Raw genomic sequence first — 16,666 nt, 5'->3', positions numbered from 1 at the left:
CTCAACCACGCTGCGTAGCTGCCGCACTCGGTGTCTTCACCGGCCTCGGCCCGCCCCCGGCCGGAGCGGAGGAAGCGCTGGTGACCTCCCAGGCGGCCTCGATCATTGCGAAGACCTCGTCCACGGCGGCCTCCGGGTCGGCCGCCTCACGGGCCAGCGCATAGGCGTCGATCACGAACCTCGCGATCGCCCGGCAGGCCGTCACCGTCCGCGACAGATCAGGATCGTCGGCGATGGCCGTCGCCAGCGACTCCGCATGGCGCAGCCGCATCGACTCCTCGTAGTCCCGCAGGGCGGGTGACTCGACGATCATGCGCCAGACCGGGGCGGCGCCGTCCCCCGTGCAATGCCGCACCAAAGCGTGGATCTCGCGGCGCAGCGCGGGGACGATCGGCTCGTGCGGCGCCCGGCCGGTGACCGCCCGCGTGAGGCGTCGCTCGAAGTCTTCGTCCTGCTCGAACACCAGGGCCTCTTTCGAGGCGAAGTGGGAGAAGAGCGTGGTGACGGCCACGTCGGCCTCGGCGGCCACGTCACGGATGCCCACCGCGTCGTACCCGCGTTCCAGGAAGAGCCGCAGGGCGGTGTCGGCGATCTTCTGACGGGTCGCGGCCTTCTTGCGTTCACGGCGTCCGGACGGCTCGGTCATGCCCCAACGCTATCAGCTACGTAACAGGAACAGTTTCTAAACACTAACGGTTAGGGTTATGGTCGGCCGCATGAAGATGGTGAGCTTCGCCGAGTTCGGCGGTCCCGACGTCCTGCAACTCATAGACGCCGAGGAGCCCCACGCGGGCCCCGGCCGGATACGCGTCGCCGTGCGGGCGGCGGGCGTGAACCCCGTCGACTGGAGGATCCGTGAAGGCCAGTTCCAGAAGGTCCGTCCGATCGAACTGCCCGCCGGAGTCGGGCAGGACGCCTCCGGGGTGGTGGACGAGGTCGGCGAGGGCGTCGAAGGAGTCGAGGCCGGTGACCACGTGTTCGGGCGGGGCTCAAGCACCTACGGCGAGTTCGCCGTGCTGTCGGCCTGGTCCCGTATGCCCGAGGGCCTGACCTTCGAGGAGGCGGCCGGGTACCCCTCCGTGGTGGAGACGGCGCTGCGCATCATCCGCGAAGCCGGTGTGCGGTCCGGGCAGATGCTGCTGGTCAGCGGCGCGTCCGGGGGAGTCGGCTCGGCGGTGCTGCAGATCGCCCGCGACCGCGGCATCACGGTGATCGGCACGGCCGGGGCCGCGAACCAGGACTACCTGCGCGGCCTGGGCGCCCTCGCCACGACGTACGGCGAGGGCTGGGTCGAGCGGGTGCGCCGGCTCGGCCGGGTCGACGCGGCTCTCGATCTGGCCGGCTCGGGCGTGATCCGCGAACTCGTCGAACTGACCGGGGACCCGCGGAAGGTGATCTCCATCGCCGATCTCGGCGCACCGGAGCTCGGTGCCCGGTACTCCGGCGTGACCGGGGACGTGCCACGCGCCCTCGCCGAGGCCGCCGACCTCATCTCGCGGGGAAAGCTCCACATCCCGGTCGAGAAGTCATACCCGCTCGCCGAGGCCGCGGCCGCGCACGTCGACAGCCGGGCCGGTCACACGCGCGGGCGCCGGGTCCTGGTCGTCTGAGCCGTTTCGCACGGAGTCGCGGGGCCCGGCAGCCGTCTTCCTTCCAGAACCTGCCGGGCCCGCCTGGCAGGTGTGCGACAGGCGAGGAGCTCCCGTGCGCACACCTGTCACAGTCATCGGCGCCGACCTCGGCGGCCTCGTGCCGGCCCGCATCCTGCTACTTCACGGATTCCGGGTCGTGGTTCGTGAGGAGGTGGCGCCGTCCATGAGACGGCGCCGTCTCACGACCCCCGCTATGTCCGCTTCGGCCCGATCCCGTAGACGTGGGCATGGGGGTGGTCGACCGGCAGCTCCGGCCGCCACGCGCGGAGGCCCTGGGCCGACGGGACGAAGAGCGGGCTCGGCAGCGCGTCCGGCTCCGCCCACTCCCACCGGCTCACCAACTCCGGTTCCGCTGCCGTCGGGCTCCCCGTGTGAGCGGCGACGACGGTGACGGCGGTCATCCGGTTCATGCCGCCGACCTCGTCCAGCAGCAGCGCGATCACCTCCACGTCCTCCGCTCGCGCGGACAGCGAGGTCTCCTCTCTCAGCTCACGCACCGCGGTCTCCTCGATGGACTCCCCCGGGTCGGCCTTCCCGCCGGGGCACTCCCAGACCCCGGACCGGTGCAGGCCCAGCAGGACCCGCCCGCCGGAGTCGGTGACGATCACGCACACCCCCAGAGCGGCCTGGGCGACCGGCGGGTTCGTACCGCGCTGCCGGCTGGCCACCCGGGCGCGTGGGACGGTCTGTTGCCGGCGCGCGGTGATCAACAGGCAGACCACCGGGTCGTCGTCCACGGGCGACGGCAGCAGGGTCACGTCCTCGACGAGGAATCCGGCCTCGACGAGCAGGTCCTCCCACAGCGCGGGGGTGAGGACCCACATCGGGGTCGCGAGCATGCCCTCGTCGGCCAGGCGCACTTCCTCGTGACGCGAGCCGACCGTCGGGGACGGGCCGAGGCCGTCCCGGTTGGTGTGCAGAACCGAGAACACCAGGCGGCCGCCGGGGCGGATGCGTGGGGCGAGTGCCGGGAGGAGCCGGTGCGGGTCGATGAAGCCGAAGGCGTGCGTCGCGTACGCGACGTCGTACGGCTCCGCCTCCCGCTGGAGGTGATCCAGGACGTCGGCCAGGACGAAGCGCACGCCCGGTTCGCCCGCGCCGTACCGGTCGAGTGCCCGCTGGTGCTGCGTGGGTGAGCCGTCGACCGCGTCGACGGCCGCACCGTACGCGCGGGCCAGGTGCACCGCGTAACGGCCCGTGCCACTGCCGACGTCGAGCACCCGGAGGCCGGCGAGGTCGCCGAGGACCTCATCGCCGGGCCCCTCGCCCCAGAACCCCCAGTCCATACGCACGGGTTCGGGCGGGTTGGTCCCGCGGTCGAGGTGGAAGCGCCCGAAGTCGGTCCACACCCGGCGCTCGGCGGTCATGTCGTTCATCGACGTCCCCTCGTCTCGGTACTGAAGTCGCCCCGGGCTCGCGGGGCGTAGCAGCGCGCGTTGCCGGCATGTCGGGGTGCCACTCACCGCTCACCGCCGTTCTTCACCGTGCCGGCCCGCCGCCGGGGTCCCGGCACCGGGGCGTCCTGGTACTGCCGGGCCTGCATCTCGTACAGCGTTCGGTAGTGGCCTTGGTCGAGCGCCATCAGGTCGGCGTGGCTGCCGTGTTCGATCAGGCGCCCGTCGTGGAGGACGTAGATCAGGTCGGCGGTCGCGGTGGCGGCGAGCCGGTGGGTGATGAGCAGGACCGTCGTGCCGTCGTCGGTCAGGGAGCGCAGGGCCTGGAAGGCTTCGATCTCGGCTTTCGGGTCCAGGGCGGAGGTCGGCTCGTCGACGATCATCAGCGGGGCGCGGCGGTAGCGGGCCCGGGCGCTGCCCAGGCGCTGCCACTGTCCGCCGGAGAGCTGGGTGCTGCGCTCGAACCCGCTGACGACGATGCTGTCCCACCGGTCGGGCAGCGAGTCGACGACGTCGAGAGCGTCGGCGTCGAGAGCGGCCCGCTCGATCCGGTTCTGGTCGAGGTCCTGGTCGGGGCGGCCGATGTGGATGTTGGCCCGGGCGGTCATGGACCAGTGGGGGAAGTCCTGGCACAGCAGGCCCACTTGACCGAAGAGGGCGTCGCGGTCGGCCTGGCGTACGTCGACGCCGTTGAAGAAGACCTGGCCCTGTGAGGGCAGGTACAGTCCGGCGACGAGCTTGGACAGCGTCGTCTTGCCGCTGCCGTTCTCGCCGACCAGGGCCACCACCTTCCCCGCGGGGATCGTCAGGGAGACCTCTTCGAGGGCCGGCAGCTTGGCCTCCGGGTAGGAGAAGGTGACGTTCTCGCAGCGCACCTCGACCGGGCCCTCGGGCAAGGGAAGCCCGCCGGTGGGGATGGCGTGGCGGTCGGCCAGCTCGTAGGAGGTCTCCAGGTCGGACAGGTACATCGACTCCTCGTAGAGCCGGTTCATGGTCATCACCAGCCCGGTGAGGTTCTGGCTCGACGTACGCACCGCGAGCACGGCCGTACCGGCGGCCGCCAGCGGGATGTCGCCGTACCACAGCAACGCCCACAGGGCTCCGTAGGAGATGAGCGCGGCCACTCCGGAGAGCGCCGACGCCGCGAGGTCGGTGCCGGCTTCGGCGTAGGCCAGGCGCTGTTTCTCCAGAGCCGAGGTGGCGGCCATGTCCTCGTAGGCCCCCGCCAGCAGATCACCGGCCTTGTGTGCCTTGACCTCCGGGCCCGCCTCGGGGCGGGAGAGCTGATAGGTGATCATGTCGGTCGCCCGGACATGGTCGAGCCAGACGCGGCGTGAGGCGTAGTTCCGGCGGACGACCGCCACCGCGCCCCACGCCTTGGGCGCCGCGATCAGCAGCAGCGCGCCCACGAGGACGGGGTGCAGGAGCACCAGCACCCCGGCCGCGGCCACCAGACCGATGACGGTGTTGATGACCTGGATGGCCGAGCCGAGCATCGAGCGGATGGAGCGGATGCCGTACCGGCCGGCGTCCAGGGCCCGCTGGGCCTCCTTGTTCTCCAGCGTCGCGAGCTCCACCCGGGCCAGGCCCCGGTAGTACCGCGCCGTGCAGGCCCGCTCGATCTTCGGCTCCAGACGCCCGGACACCGCCACGCTCAGCGCGGACAGCACCGAGGACGCCACCGTCACCGCGGCCGCCGCACCGAGCGCGGGGGCGGCGTCCACGAGCCGGTCGGCGGTCGGGCCGGCGGAGAAGATCGCTACGAGGATCTGGTTGGTGGCCACGAGCGTGAAGGCCCGCATCAGCCCGATGCCCAGCTCGGCCCCGAGCAGCACCAGCAGAGCCCGGCGGTCCTCACGCCACGCGGCCCGCGCGACGATCGACATCATCGCCGGGAACTGCCTCGCCATCGACCAGAACGACACGCGCAGCAACGGGTTCTCGTACTGCGCCCATGACTTGTCATGCCTCAACGCCCCGCTGAACAAGAGCTGTTCACTGCGGGAGAGAGCCGGCTTGCCGACCGGCTTCCTGAATCGGTTGAACACCACACCTCCGGAAGGGGAAATCCACACGATGGGCAGCGGTGAGGGCCTGACGCGGCCCTTCGATCACGGCGCTTCGTTCACCCGCGCCCTCCCCTCGGCCGGCCGTGCCCGGACAGCGGGTCGCGCCTCCCCATGGAGGCTGTAGAGGGACTGGGTTCGAACGGCAAGGGCATTCTCGTGCCGTTGGTACGGCGGGTGTGGAGGTGATGCACTGCGCCTCCTCTTTGACGCGTGGATCGGACGGACGATCGGAAAAACGACCCCCGATCGGGTCCGTCACGGCCTCCGGAGGGCGCTTCGTCGCGCGTGAATTCGGTATCGCGTCAATCCACGTGCCCGCACAGGGCAGGGGCCCGCGGCGGGCTTGTGCGATTCACCCGGCCGTGGCCGGTCACCCGATCCGGGGGTTGCGTCGCGGTGGCCAAGGCCGGCGGTGGGGCTCGGGCCGAGCCCAGGCAGAATCGGCTGGAGTCGGCTACGGGTGGTCCGGCCGGTCACGCGTCGCACGCCCACCGACGACGTCACCCGCTCAACTCCAGGTCGGTCAGGCCCCGTCCCGGGCATTGCTCAGGACGGAATGATTGCGTGCCGAACTGTGCATTGCCGCCACGGCATCCCCTGTCGAGACTCGACATGTCCGCGAGCGCGGGCGACGCGGTCGCCGAAATATGCGTCGGCAACACTGGGAGAGTGTCGTGCGAAACAGGAGTGTTCTGATCTCCGGAGCGAGTGTGACGGGTCTGGCTCTGGCCTACTGGTTGCAACGCGCGGGTTTCCGACCGACCGTCGTGGAGCGGGCGCCCGGCTTGCGCGAGGGCGGGCAGGCCATCGACATCCGTGGCGTCGCGCTACAGGTCGTGGAGCGGATGGGGTTGCTCAAGGAGGTCCGAGCCGCGACGACCGACATGCGCGGGATGTCGTTCGTGGACAGCCGGGGTGAGGAGTTGTCCAGGTCCACCGAGGCCACCCTGACCGGCGGGTTGATCGACAACGACGACGTCGAGATCATGCGGGACGACCTGACAGCCCTGCTGTTCGACGCGAGCCACTCCAGGACCGAGTACCTGTTCGGCGATGTCATCACCTCCATCACACAGGAGGACGACGCCGTGGCGGTCGGCTTCCGGAGCAGCCGTCCGCGCCGTTTCGACCTGGTGATCGGGGCGGACGGCCTGCACTCCGGTGTGCGTCAGCTGGCCTTCGGTCCCGAGTCCGAGTTCGTCCACTTCCTCGGCAGCTACCTCGCGGTCTTCAGCGTGGAGAACTTCCTCGGCCCGGAGAGAAGGACGAGGCATGCGACGCGGCCCGGGATGGACGGCGAACCTCCTCGCTCTGCCCGAGGCGACCGTGGCGGTGCGGGGCCGTGATGTCCCGGTGCGTGCGCGGCTCGTGGAAGGCTCTGAACGGGCGGAGATCTGGGCGGCGTTCGTGGCGATGGCCCGCAGTTACCAGGCCTACGAGCAGCGGTGCGCGCGTAACCTGCGGCTGTTCCTTCTCGACCCGGTGCACGCGGCCGACATCCCGGCACTCGGCACCGGCGGCTGTCGTGGATCCGGCGAACACCTGCCGGGAGCCGCGGCGCCGTCAGCGGTCTCCGCCCGCTGATCGCTCAGGCGTGCCGCAGCGTCGCGGTGGCGATCTCCAGGAAGTCGCGCACCAGCTTCTCGTGCCGGCCCACGGGGACGGCCAGGCACGTCTCGGCCCCTGGGGCGTCCGTCACCGGGATGTGGACGAGGTCGGGGCGGGAGTAGGAGCGCGCGACGCTCAGCGGGACGAGCGCGATGCCGTGCCCGGAGGCGATGAGCTCGAACTTCTCCTCAAGTGAGGACGTGCGCCGCGTCGGTGTGTCGAGCATCCGCTCGTCGGCGAGGTCCGCGGAGGTGAGCTCGTCACGGTGTGCGAGCGGGTGCGTCGCGGGCATGCAGGCGATCCTGGGTTCGTGGCCGATGGGGATGATGTGCAACCCGGAGTCGTCGAACGGCCGTCGCAGATAGCCGACCTGGGCCCGGCCGTCCCGGAGCGGCGCGTCCCTCTCCCACCAGGGCGAGGGGACGAGGTCGGTCTCGACGTCCGGGTGGCGCGACGCGAACGCCCGGATCGCCTCCGACACGCGCAGCCCGTGGGAGAAGGTGACGACGAGCCGCTGGACGCCCCGGTCGGCGTCGTGCACGCGCCGCACCGCCGCGGCGACGGCCGCGAGGATCCCCCGCGCCTCTTCCTGGAGCTGCTTCCCGGCGACGGTCAGCTCCACGCTGCGGGTGGTCCGTACCAGCAGCGTGCACTCCAACTCCTGCTCCAGGGCCTTGATCTGACGGCTGAGCACCGGCTGGGTGATGTAGAGCTGTTCCGCCGCCCGGCCGAAGTGCCGGTACTCGGCCACCGCCGCGAAGTAGCGGAGCTTGCGCAGATCGAGGTCCATGCCTTCAAGGTATCAATCGCCAGGAAGGGTATTGGACGCCGTGGGTGGCCCGCCCCGAGACTCGAAGCATGATCGTCATAACCGCTCCGACCGGCCAGATCGGCGGCCGGCTCCTGGACATCCTGCTCAAAGAGGCTCCCTCGCGCGGCGAAGAGCTGCGCGTCGTCCTGCGCGACCCCGCGAAACTCCCCGAGGCGGTCCGCGCCCGCGTCGATGTCGTCACCGGCTCGCACGACGACGCCGAGGTCGTGGACCGGGCCTTCACCGGCGCGGACGCCGTCTTCTGGCTCGTCCCGCCGGCCCCGCCGCGGACACCGAGCCTGGACGCGGCGTACTCCGGGTTCACCGGCGCGGCCGCGAAGGCGTTCACGGCCCACGGTGTGGGCCACGTCGTCGGCGTCTCGGCGCTCGGCCGCGGCACCCCCGTCGCCGACCGCGCCGGGCACGTCACCGCGTCGCTGGCCATGGACGACCTCATCGCGAGTACGGGCGTGGCCTACCGGGCGCTCGCGAACCCGACCTTCATGGACAACCTGCTGTGGCAGGTGTCCTCGATCCGCGACCACGGCGTGTTCACCGGCACGGTCGCCGCCGACCGCAAGGCACCGGTGGCCGCCACCCGGGACATCGCCGCGGCCGCCGCCGGCCTGCTGCTCGACCGCTCGTGGACGGGCACGGGCGAGGTCCCGGTGCTGGGCCCCGAGGACCTCTCGGCGAACGACATGGCACACGTGATGTCCGACGTGCTCGGCCGCCCGGTCCGCTACGAACGGCAGTCGCTCGACGACTTCCGCGCCGCGCTCACCGGCCAGGGCGCCGGGGACGCGGTCGTGGAAGGCTACGTGGACATGATGCGCTCCAAGGACGCCGGCCTCGACGACGGCGTACGGCGCACCGCTGGGACCGCGAGCCCGACCGCATTCCGCCGATGGTGCGAAGAGGTTCTCAAGCCGGCGGTCCAGGCATGAGCGCCAGGACCGCCCTCATCGTCGGGGCGTCCCGCACCCTCGGGCTCGGACTCGCCACCGAGTACGCCCGCCGCGGCTGGAACGTCATCGGGACCGTACGCGGCAGTCACCGCACCGGTCTCCACGACCTGGCCGAGGCATCCGGGGGCAGGGTCACCGTCGAGTCACTGGACATGACCAAGCCGGAGCAAGTCAGCGCGCTGCGCGGCCGTCTGGCGGACCGCACCCTCGACCTGCTGTTCGTCAACGCCGCCGTCACGAGGGGCGACATCCCGATCGCCGACGTCCCGGAGGAGATGTTCACCGAGGTCATGGTCACGAACGCGCTCAGCCCCATGCGCGTGGTCGAGTCCTTCCGCTCGCTGGTCGCGCCGACCGGGACCATCGGCGTCATGTCCTCGCGCCAGGGCAGCATCGGTTTGAACACCAGGGGCGGTCAGGACCTCTACCGCGCCAGCAAGTCCGCCCTGAACCAGCTCATGCGCAGCTATGCCGCCCGGTACGCCGGATCCGCGCACACGCTCCTGCTCATCAACCCCGGCCATGTCCGCACCGAACTCGGCGGGCCGGACGCCCCGTTGACCATCGGCCAGTCCATCCCGGGGGTGGCGGACACGATCGACCGCCACAGCGGCGAACCCGGCCTGAAGTTCCTCGACCACCAGGACCAGACCGTTCCCTGGTAGCGGCCGCTGTTCGCGACGCACACCGTCGAGCGCGCCCCCTTGCCCGTCCCGCGCAACCTGATGACCAGGCGCCGTCGCCCGCTGGAGGCGACGGCGCCTGGTCACGTCGGAACCCGTACGGGCCAGCCATCACGCACCCCTCCCACGGCCTTCGGCCCAGGGCGAGGAAATGGCCTGCGAACGGGGCCGGTATGTTGCTCAGGACAACCGCAAACTACCTGGTCGTAGGCGTGCGCCAACGGGCAAGGGGAGGCCTCAGGAGTCGGTTCGCAGGGTGCCCTTTCGTCCTACTCGGGTGGTGCGGGAAAGGACCGGCGGGCCGTGTGGGTGCGAGCGGCCAGCGGCACACATGAAGGACAAGGTGGGGGCGGGATGAGTGAGCACGGCCGACGGACGCGTCACCGTACGGTGGACCGGGTCGCGTGGATCCTGGAGGCCGCGGCGCGGGCGCCGGGCGGGGTGACCGTGGCCGAGTTGGCACGGGCGGTCGATGCGCCGGCGAGTTCGGTGCAGGATCTGGTCAACGGCCTTGTCGCGACGGGCTTCCTGCTGGAACAGCACCGGCGCTTCAGGCTCGGGCCCGCCCCGCACGTCCTCAACCTCATCGCCGGCCGGGTCGTCCCACGGATCAGTCAGGCCGAGCTCGACGGACTGAGCCGCGTCGCGGGCACCCCGGTGCTGCTCACGGTGCGGGTCGGGCTCGACGCCGTGCACCTCGCGCGCGGCGGCGAGGACGAGATTCCCCACCTCGTGCCGCTCGCCGACGAGCACGTCGCCCGGCCGCTGCTGCGCACCGCCGCGGGCCGGTTGCTGCTGGCCTTCACCGACGAGACGGAGCGCCGTGGGCTGCTCGACGAGCTCGCCCGCCACGACCCCGAGGCGGTCGCCGAGTTCCGCCGCGCTCTTCCGGCGATCCGCGCGTCGCGGATCAGCCGCAGCGAGGGCCTGGCCGACCCCGAGGTCAGCTCGCTCGCGATTCCCGTCACCGAGGGCTCCGTCGTCACGGGAGCGCTCGTTCTGACGCACCGGCGCCGCGGCCGCTCGGAGCGGCTGTCCCTGGACCGGGCGGCGGCCCGGCTCCTCGCGCACCTCCAGGAGAGTCGGATGTGACGTCCGCACCGATTCACGGATATCCGTGAATCCGGGCACTCGCGCAGGACCGGGAACGAGTATCCCGGCATGACTTCGAACACGCTGACCACGACCGGGCCGACGCCCCCCACCGGCGAGATCGTCTCCCGGCTGCTGCACACCCTCGGCGACCCCGATCCGGCCCGGGGAGCCGAGGACATCACCCTCGTCGGGACCGACCCCCTGGTGCCCTCCGTGCACCGCCTCGCCGATGCCATGTCCGCCGCGATCGGTGTCTTCGGCCGGCAGACAGCGGCGCTCGGCGAACAGCGCGGTCACCGGCACCAGAGCGTGGAGGTGCAGGCCGGAGCCGCGATCGACCAGCTCATGGCGACGTATCACACCACGCTCTCGGGGCGCCCGCTCGAAACCCTCCTCGACGATCCGTCGCTGCTCGGCAACAACGACTTCTACCGGGCGCGCGACGGCCGTTGGATCTTCATCATCACCACCTATCCTCACCTGCGGGACGCGGTCTGCTCCGTGCTGAAGTGCGGGCTCGACAAGGTGGGGATCGCGCAGGCCGCGGCCGGCTGGGACGCCTTCACGCTGGAGGAGGCCATCTGCGCGCGGGGCGGCGTCGCCTGCGTGGTGCGCAGCCGGGACGAGTGGCTCGCGCACCCGGCGGGGCGGTACGTCGCGCAGCGCCCGGTCGTCGAGATCGAGCGCGTCGGCGACGGACCGGTCCGCCCGCTGGAACCGATCGGCGAGGCCGACGAGGCGCTCACGGGCGTGCGGGTGCTCGATCTCACCCATGTCATCGCGGGTCCCGTCGCGGCACGGCTCCTGGCCCAGTTCGGCGCCGACGTGCTGCACGTGACGCGCCCCGACCGCCCCGACCCGATCCCGATGATCGCGATGACCGGCGGCGGCAAGCGCAACGCCTACTGCGACCTGCGCGACGACCACGACCGCGCGGCCTTCCACGACGCGCTCCAGGACGCGGACGTCTTCGTGCACGCCTACCGGGGACTCGCCCGGCACGGGGCGTCGACCGAGGAACTCGTCCGGCGCCGCCCCGGGCTCATCACCCTCGAATACCACGCCTGGGGCGCCGAAGGCCCCTGGGGCGCACGCGGCGGGTTCGACCAACTCGCCTGCTCCGCGACCGGATTCGCCGTCGAGGAGTGGACCGACCGGCCGTCGCTGCCGCCGACATACCTCCTCAACGACTACCTCGCCGCCTACCTCGGGGCCGCCGCCGTCGCAACGGTCCTGCGCCGGCGTGCGACGGAAGGCGGCTCGTGGCGGATCCGCGTGACCTTGGCCGGGGTGTGCAACTGGGTGCAGGAACTCGGGCTGCTGGCACGGGAGGACGTACGCGACCTGCCCCGTCCCGGGCGCGCGCTCGCCGCGCTGTCGACCACCGGGACCGACTTCGGCCCGCTCACCGAACCGGCGACGCCGTTCGCGTACAGCGGTCGCCCGGTCCCCCAGCCCGGCCGGCGGTCACCGCTCGGGTCCGCAGAGCTCCAGTGGCGCTAGCCACTTCTTCGGCTCACACCGGGATCACCGCGACCGTCTTCCTGACCGGGCTCGCCCTCGCCTCCCTCTTCACCTGGCCGGCGAGCCCCCGGCACGGCACCACGTGTCCGCCGCCGGCCGTACCGCACCACCGTTCGTCCACCCCACCCGACAGCCCCCAGGAGGCACCGAAAGATGTCCGAGAAGCCGAGCGGTCCGTCCGGCCGTGGACTCCTCTCCGGAGTCCGCGTCATCGAACTGGCCAGCGTGATCATGGCCCCGTACGCCGCCCAGCAGCTCGGCGACCTGGGCGCGGACGTGATCAAGGTCGAGCCGCCCACCGGTGACATGACGCGCCACTACCCTCCGCGGCGCCACCCCGGCATGGGCGGCCCGGCGCTCAACCTCAACCGCAACAAGCGCAGCGCCGCCATCGACCTCAAGGCCCCGCACGGCCGCGACGCCCTGCTCGCCCTGCTGCGCACCGCCGACGTCTTCATCACCAACCTGCGCCCGCAGGCCCTGGAGAAGCTCCGCCTCGGCTACGACGACGTCGCGGCCCTCAACCCCGGCCTGATCTACGCCAACGCCCAGGGTTTCCGCAGCGACAGCCGCTACGGATCCCACGCCGCCTACGACGACATCATCCAGGCGGCCAGTGGCCTGGTCTGGCTCAACCACAAGGTCTCCGGCCAGCCGCACTACGTCCCCACCGTGCTGGCCGACAAGATCTGCGGCATGCAGATCGCGCAGTCGGTGCTCGCCGCGCTGCACTACCGGGAGCACGGCGGCACCGGCCAGCACATCGAGGTCCCGATGGCGGACACCATGCTCGCCTTCAACCTGGTCGAGCACCTGGGCGCGGCTTCCCTGGAGCCCGACGGGGCGTTCGGTTCGGCGCGCTCGCTCAGCCCGGAGCGCCGGGCCCAGCGCACCGCCGACGGCTGGATGTGCATCCTGCCGCACAGCGACCGGAACTGGCGGGACTTCACCGCCTTCGTCGGCCGCCCCGACCTGGCCGACGACCCGCGCTTCGCCACCGGCCCCGACCGGGCCCGCAACGCCGACCAGTTCTATCCGCTGCTCGCCGAACTGACTCCACGTCATAGCAGCGCCGAATGGCAGGAGTTCTGCGACCGGGTGGGCATCGCCGCCGCCCCGGTGCTCGACCTGGAGTCCGCCGCCACCACCGCCTACGCCCAAGAGGGCGGCCTGCTGCGCGATGCCGAGCACCCCACCGAGGGCCCCTACCGGGTGATCGGCCGCCCGGTCCGCTACTCGGCCGACCCGGAGCCGGAGCTGCTGCCCTGCCCGGGCATCGGGCAGCACACCGACGAGGTCCTCCTCGAAGCGGGCTTCGACCCTTCCTTGCTGCACTCCGCGAACTGACCGAATTCCCCTAACGAAAACCATCCGTTGATACACCAACACGGAAGCTGATGATCCATGTCTCCTTCGACGCTTTCGCCGATCGCGTTCCCCGACGTCGCCCTGCCCGCGTCGGCCCGCCTCCTGCGCGCCGAGGTCCGCGCCTTCCTCGATGAGGAGCGCACCCGCGGCACCGTGCTCGGCCGCCCCGACTCCTGGCTGGCCGGCTGGGATGCGGCCTTCAGCCGCCGCCTCGCCGAGCGCGGCTGGGTCGGCATGGCCCTGCCCACCGAGTACGGCGGGGCGGGCCGCGGCTTCCTGGAGCGCTATGTGGTGATCGAGGAACTGCTCGCCGCCGGTGCCCCGGTCAGCGCCCACTGGGTATCCGACCGACAGGCCGGCCCGTCCGTACTCCGGCACGGCACCGAGGAACAGCGCCGCTTCTTCCTGCCGAGGATCGCCGCCGGACAGTGCTTCTTCTCCATCGGCATGAGCGAGAAGAGCAGCGGCTCCGACCTCGCCTCGGTGCGTACCCGCGCCGAACGCACCGCCGACGGCTGGCGGTTGACCGGCACCAAGATGTGGACCGGCGGCGCCCACGTCAACGACTACGCCATCGTGCTGGCCCGCACCGACGACGCCGAGGACAAACACGCCGGCCTCAGTCAGTTCATCGTCGATCTGCGCGCCCCTGGCGTACGGGTCGAGCCGATCCGGCTGATGAGCGGCGAGCACCGCTTCAACGCCTTCCACCTCGAAGGCGTCGACGTCCCCGACGGCATGCTGCTCGGGCAGCGGGGCGACGGCTGGAAGCAGGTCACCGGCGAACTCGCCTTCGAACGCAGCGGCCCGGAACGCTACCTTTCCACCTTCCCCCTGCTGGTCTCCCTGCTCCGCCAGCTCGGTAAGGGTTCCGCCACGGCCGAACAGCTCACCGGGGTCGGCATCCTGACGGCTCGTCTGCACAGCATCCGCCGGCTCTCCCTCGGCGTGGCCGCCGCACTGGACGCCGGAGCCTCGCCCGACGTCCAGGCCGCCCTGGTCAAGGACCTCGGCACCCGCCTGGAGGGCACGCTCATCGACACCGTCCGCAGCATCCTGCCGACCCCGGCGGACCCGCACGCCACCCCCGGCACCCACACCGAACTGCTCGCTTTCGCCCTGCTGCACAGCCCTGGCTACACCCTGCGCGGCGGCACCAACGAAATCCTTCGCGGCATCATCACTCGTGGTCTGGAGCAGCACTGATGAACACCCACACGATCGACACCAGCACCCCCGCCATACCCGCCGACGACTACGACACCGCCGTCTTCTTCACCGATCCGGACGCCATCGCCACCGTCACCAACACCACCGCCCCGGACGCAGTGGCCCTCCCCTCCCCCGACGCCTCTACCGCCGAACTCCTCGCCGCCGCGCAGGAGGCGGGACGCCGTGCCGTCCCCGCCCCGTTCGCCGAAACCGCCCTGGTCGCCCGCCCGCTGCTGCGCCGCGTCGGTCTCCCCGTCCCCGAGGGCCCGCTCAGCTACGCCATCGCCCCCGATCTGACGATCCGTTACGCCCACCCGGCCGCCTCGGGTGTCGGCTCGGCCGGCTGCTTCGGCGAGGACGACACCCTGCTGGTCAGCGGCACCTTGCGCCGCGTCCCCTGGGCCCGCGCCGCCGACGCCGTGGTCGTCCTGGCGGCCGCCCCCTCCGGCCCCGTCCTCTTCACCCTCACCCCGGACCAGGCCGTTCTCACCCCCGGTGGCAATCTCGCCGAGGAACCCCGCGACGACCTGCATCTCGCCGCCCTTGAGGTCCCCGCCTCCCACGTCCGCCGGATCTCCCCGGAGCTGCTCGACGAGGCACGGCTCCGCGCGGCCCTGGCGCGGTCGGCCCTCATCGCCGGAGCCGCCGCACGGTGCGTCGAGCTGACGGTCGCCCACACCACCGCCCGCACCCAGTTCGGCCGTCCGCTCAGCCGTTTCCAGGCCGTCAAGCAGGAAGAGGCACGGCTGATCGAGGAGGCCGCCCTGGTGCGTGCCGCTGTCCAAGCCGCCGCCGCACCACTGGACACCGGCAGCTCGGCCGCACACTTCGCCGTCGCCGCCGCCAAGACCCAGGCATCCGCCTCGGCCGCCGAGATCGCCCGTATCGCCCACCAACTCCACGGCGCCATCGGCATCACCCAGCTCAACCCGCTCCACCTCGCCACCACCCGCCTGTGGTCCTGGCGCGACGAGGACGGTGACGAGACCTACTGGGCGCGCCGCCTGGCCCGGCCCCTCACCGCCGCCGGCCTCTGGCCCGCCCTCACCACCGAGCCCTGACCCCCGCCCCCATGTTGGAAGTCCGGGGATATTTCGCGCACCCCGCCTCTGACCTGGATGGCGAAATCATCGTTCGGCCGCTGAATGAGCAAATGATCGCCCCGAGGGCAGCCCTGCGGCTGCCCTCGGGGCGATCTGGCATCAGCCCCGGGCTTCGATCTTCAGGTCACCCTGGGTCTGCGTGCGGGCGAAGTCGCCGGCGAGAAGGGTGTGCGGGTAGCCGAGGTGAATCGCGCTCGCGTCGTCGAGGCGGGCCAGGTGGGAGGCGGTGAGGTCGACCTCCAGGGCGCCCAGGTTGTCCTCCAGTTGTGTGGGGGTGCGGGCGCCGATGATCGGTGCCGTCACGCCGGGGTTCTGCAGAGTCCAGGCCAGAGCGACCTGGGCGGGCGTGCGGCCCAGCTCCGTGGCGACCTCCTTCACCATGTCGGCGACGGCGAGGTTGCGTTCGGTCACCGAGCCCATGGTGTGGTTGAGGCTCTTGCGGGTACTTTCCCCGGATCCGGTGCTCGGGCCGGCCAGATCGTCGCGGCTGTACTTGCCGGTGAGCACCCCGCCACCCATCGGTGAATACGGGACCACGCCAAGGCCCATCTCCCCCGCCATGGGGATCAGGTCACGTTCCCCGGCACGCTGGATCAGACTGTATTCGATCTGCAGGGCGATCAGGGGCGACCAGCCGCGCAGGTCGGCGATCGCCTGCATGCGCGACACCTGCCAGGCCGGGGCGTTGGAGATCGCCACGTACAAGACCTTGCCCTGCCGGACCAGGTCGTCCATGCCACGCAGGATCTCCTCGACCGGCGTCGTGAAATCCCACAGGTGCAGGTAGAGCAGATCGATGTAGTCCGTCTTCAGCCGTCGCAGACTGGATTCCACCGACGCGAACAGGTTCTTGCGGTGCGGGCCCCCGGAATTCGGATCGCCGGGCCGGCGCAGCGTCGAGTATTTCGTCGCGAGGACCAGGCTTTCGCGGTTGTCGCGGGTGAATTCGCCCAGCAGGCGCTCGGAGCTGCCATCGGTGTAGGTGTCGGCGGTGTCGATGAAGTTGCCGCCGCGCTCGACGTAGAGGTCGAACAGCTTGCGTGCGTCGTCCTGGTCGGCGCCCCAGCCCCACTCGGTGCCGAAGGTCGCCGCGCCCAGTGCCAGCGGTGAGACCCGCAGCCCGGAGCGGCCGAGAAGCCGGTAGGTGTCGAGGGTGAGCGACATCATGTCCTCCTGCGC

15 protein-coding genes are annotated in these 16,666 nt (G+C 71.4%); 10 read left to right on the top strand and 5 right to left on the bottom strand.

Going from position 1 to position 16,666, the window contains the following annotated elements:
• Position 1 precedes the first annotated feature (1 nt).
• Positions 2-646 (bottom strand): helix-turn-helix domain-containing protein, encoded by a 645-nt coding sequence (locus AB0435_RS13615; protein WP_366427025.1) that lies wholly within the window; start codon positions 644-646, stop codon positions 2-4.
• A gap of 70 nt (positions 647-716) precedes the next feature.
• On the opposite strand from AB0435_RS13615, the gene AB0435_RS13610 reads away from it, so the two are divergent.
• Positions 717-1,610 carry an NADP-dependent oxidoreductase gene (locus AB0435_RS13610; RefSeq protein WP_366427024.1) on the top strand — a complete coding sequence of 298 codons (894 nt, stop codon included), beginning with the start codon at positions 717-719 and terminating at the stop codon, positions 1,608-1,610.
• Between the two features lie 233 nt (positions 1,611-1,843).
• On the opposite strand, the gene AB0435_RS13605 is transcribed toward AB0435_RS13610, so the two are convergent.
• Both AB0435_RS13605 and AB0435_RS13600 read right to left on the bottom strand, forming a co-directional pair.
• Complete coding sequence (locus AB0435_RS13605; RefSeq protein WP_366427023.1) at positions 1,844-3,028, bottom strand: bifunctional class I SAM-dependent methyltransferase/NUDIX hydrolase; 1,185 nt, start codon at positions 3,026-3,028, stop codon at positions 1,844-1,846.
• Positions 3,029-3,111: 83 nt separating this feature from the next.
• On the bottom strand, positions 3,112-5,019 hold the full coding sequence (locus AB0435_RS13600) for an ABC transporter ATP-binding protein (protein WP_366427022.1): 1,908 nt from the start codon (positions 5,017-5,019) through the stop codon (positions 3,112-3,114).
• Between the two features lie 743 nt (positions 5,020-5,762).
• Between AB0435_RS13600 and AB0435_RS13595 the strand changes: the two genes are divergently transcribed.
• Both AB0435_RS13595 and AB0435_RS13590 read left to right on the top strand, forming a co-directional pair.
• Positions 5,763-6,461 carry an FAD-dependent monooxygenase gene (locus AB0435_RS13595; protein ID WP_366427037.1) on the top strand — a complete coding sequence of 233 codons (699 nt, stop codon included), beginning with the start codon at positions 5,763-5,765 and terminating at the stop codon, positions 6,459-6,461.
• Positions 6,388-6,699 (top strand): nitroreductase family deazaflavin-dependent oxidoreductase, encoded by a 312-nt coding sequence (locus AB0435_RS13590; RefSeq protein WP_366427021.1) that lies wholly within the window; start codon positions 6,388-6,390, stop codon positions 6,697-6,699. The genes AB0435_RS13595 and AB0435_RS13590 overlap by 74 nt, the downstream gene beginning before the upstream one ends.
• A gap of 4 nt (positions 6,700-6,703) precedes the next feature.
• On the opposite strand, the gene AB0435_RS13585 is transcribed toward AB0435_RS13590, so the two are convergent.
• Positions 6,704-7,513 carry a LysR family transcriptional regulator gene (locus tag AB0435_RS13585; RefSeq protein ID WP_366427020.1) on the bottom strand — a complete coding sequence of 270 codons (810 nt, stop codon included), beginning with the start codon at positions 7,511-7,513 and terminating at the stop codon, positions 6,704-6,706.
• 68 nt (positions 7,514-7,581) lie between these two features.
• Here AB0435_RS13585 and AB0435_RS13580 point away from each other — a divergent pair, with 68 nt between their 5' ends.
• The 7 genes from AB0435_RS13580 (at position 7,582) to AB0435_RS13550 (ending at position 15,445) form a co-directional block, all read left to right on the top strand.
• Positions 7,582-8,481, top strand: a complete 900-nt coding sequence (locus AB0435_RS13580; protein WP_366427019.1) for an NAD(P)H-binding protein — start codon at positions 7,582-7,584, stop codon at positions 8,479-8,481.
• Positions 8,478-9,167: an SDR family NAD(P)-dependent oxidoreductase gene (locus AB0435_RS13575; RefSeq protein ID WP_366427018.1), complete on the top strand. Its 690-nt coding sequence runs from the start codon at positions 8,478-8,480 to the stop codon at positions 9,165-9,167. The genes AB0435_RS13580 and AB0435_RS13575 overlap by 4 nt, the downstream gene beginning before the upstream one ends.
• A 372-nt stretch (positions 9,168-9,539) precedes the next feature.
• The gene (locus AB0435_RS13570; protein WP_366427017.1) at positions 9,540-10,277 is read left to right on the top strand and encodes a helix-turn-helix domain-containing protein; all 738 of its coding nucleotides are present in this window, start codon (positions 9,540-9,542) and stop codon (positions 10,275-10,277) included.
• 69 nt (positions 10,278-10,346) lie between these two features.
• On the top strand, positions 10,347-11,783 hold the full coding sequence (locus tag AB0435_RS13565) for a CoA transferase (RefSeq protein WP_366427016.1): 1,437 nt from the start codon (positions 10,347-10,349) through the stop codon (positions 11,781-11,783).
• A gap of 174 nt (positions 11,784-11,957) precedes the next feature.
• A complete protein-coding gene (locus AB0435_RS13560) occupies positions 11,958-13,151 on the top strand; it encodes a CoA transferase (RefSeq protein WP_366005577.1) in 1,194 nt (397 codons plus the stop codon).
• Positions 13,152-13,208: 57 nt separating this feature from the next.
• A complete protein-coding gene (locus AB0435_RS13555; RefSeq protein ID WP_366427015.1) occupies positions 13,209-14,378 on the top strand; it encodes an acyl-CoA dehydrogenase family protein in 1,170 nt (389 codons plus the stop codon).
• Positions 14,378-15,445, top strand: coding sequence for an acyl-CoA dehydrogenase family protein (locus AB0435_RS13550; protein WP_366427014.1), 1,068 nt, complete (start codon positions 14,378-14,380; stop codon positions 15,443-15,445). Before AB0435_RS13555 ends, AB0435_RS13550 begins: the two co-directional genes overlap by 1 nt.
• A gap of 141 nt (positions 15,446-15,586) precedes the next feature.
• On the opposite strand, the gene AB0435_RS13545 is transcribed toward AB0435_RS13550, so the two are convergent.
• Positions 15,587-16,651 (bottom strand): aldo/keto reductase, encoded by a 1,065-nt coding sequence (locus AB0435_RS13545; RefSeq protein ID WP_366427013.1) that lies wholly within the window; start codon positions 16,649-16,651, stop codon positions 15,587-15,589.
• Positions 16,652-16,666 lie beyond the last annotated feature (15 nt).

This window comes from Streptomyces sp. NPDC051173 (assembly GCF_040689515.1).
GTDB lineage: Bacteria > Actinomycetota > Actinomycetes > Streptomycetales > Streptomycetaceae > Streptomyces.
The sequence above is the reverse complement of the archived record's forward strand: the minus strand, read 5'-3'. Positions and strand labels throughout refer to the sequence as shown.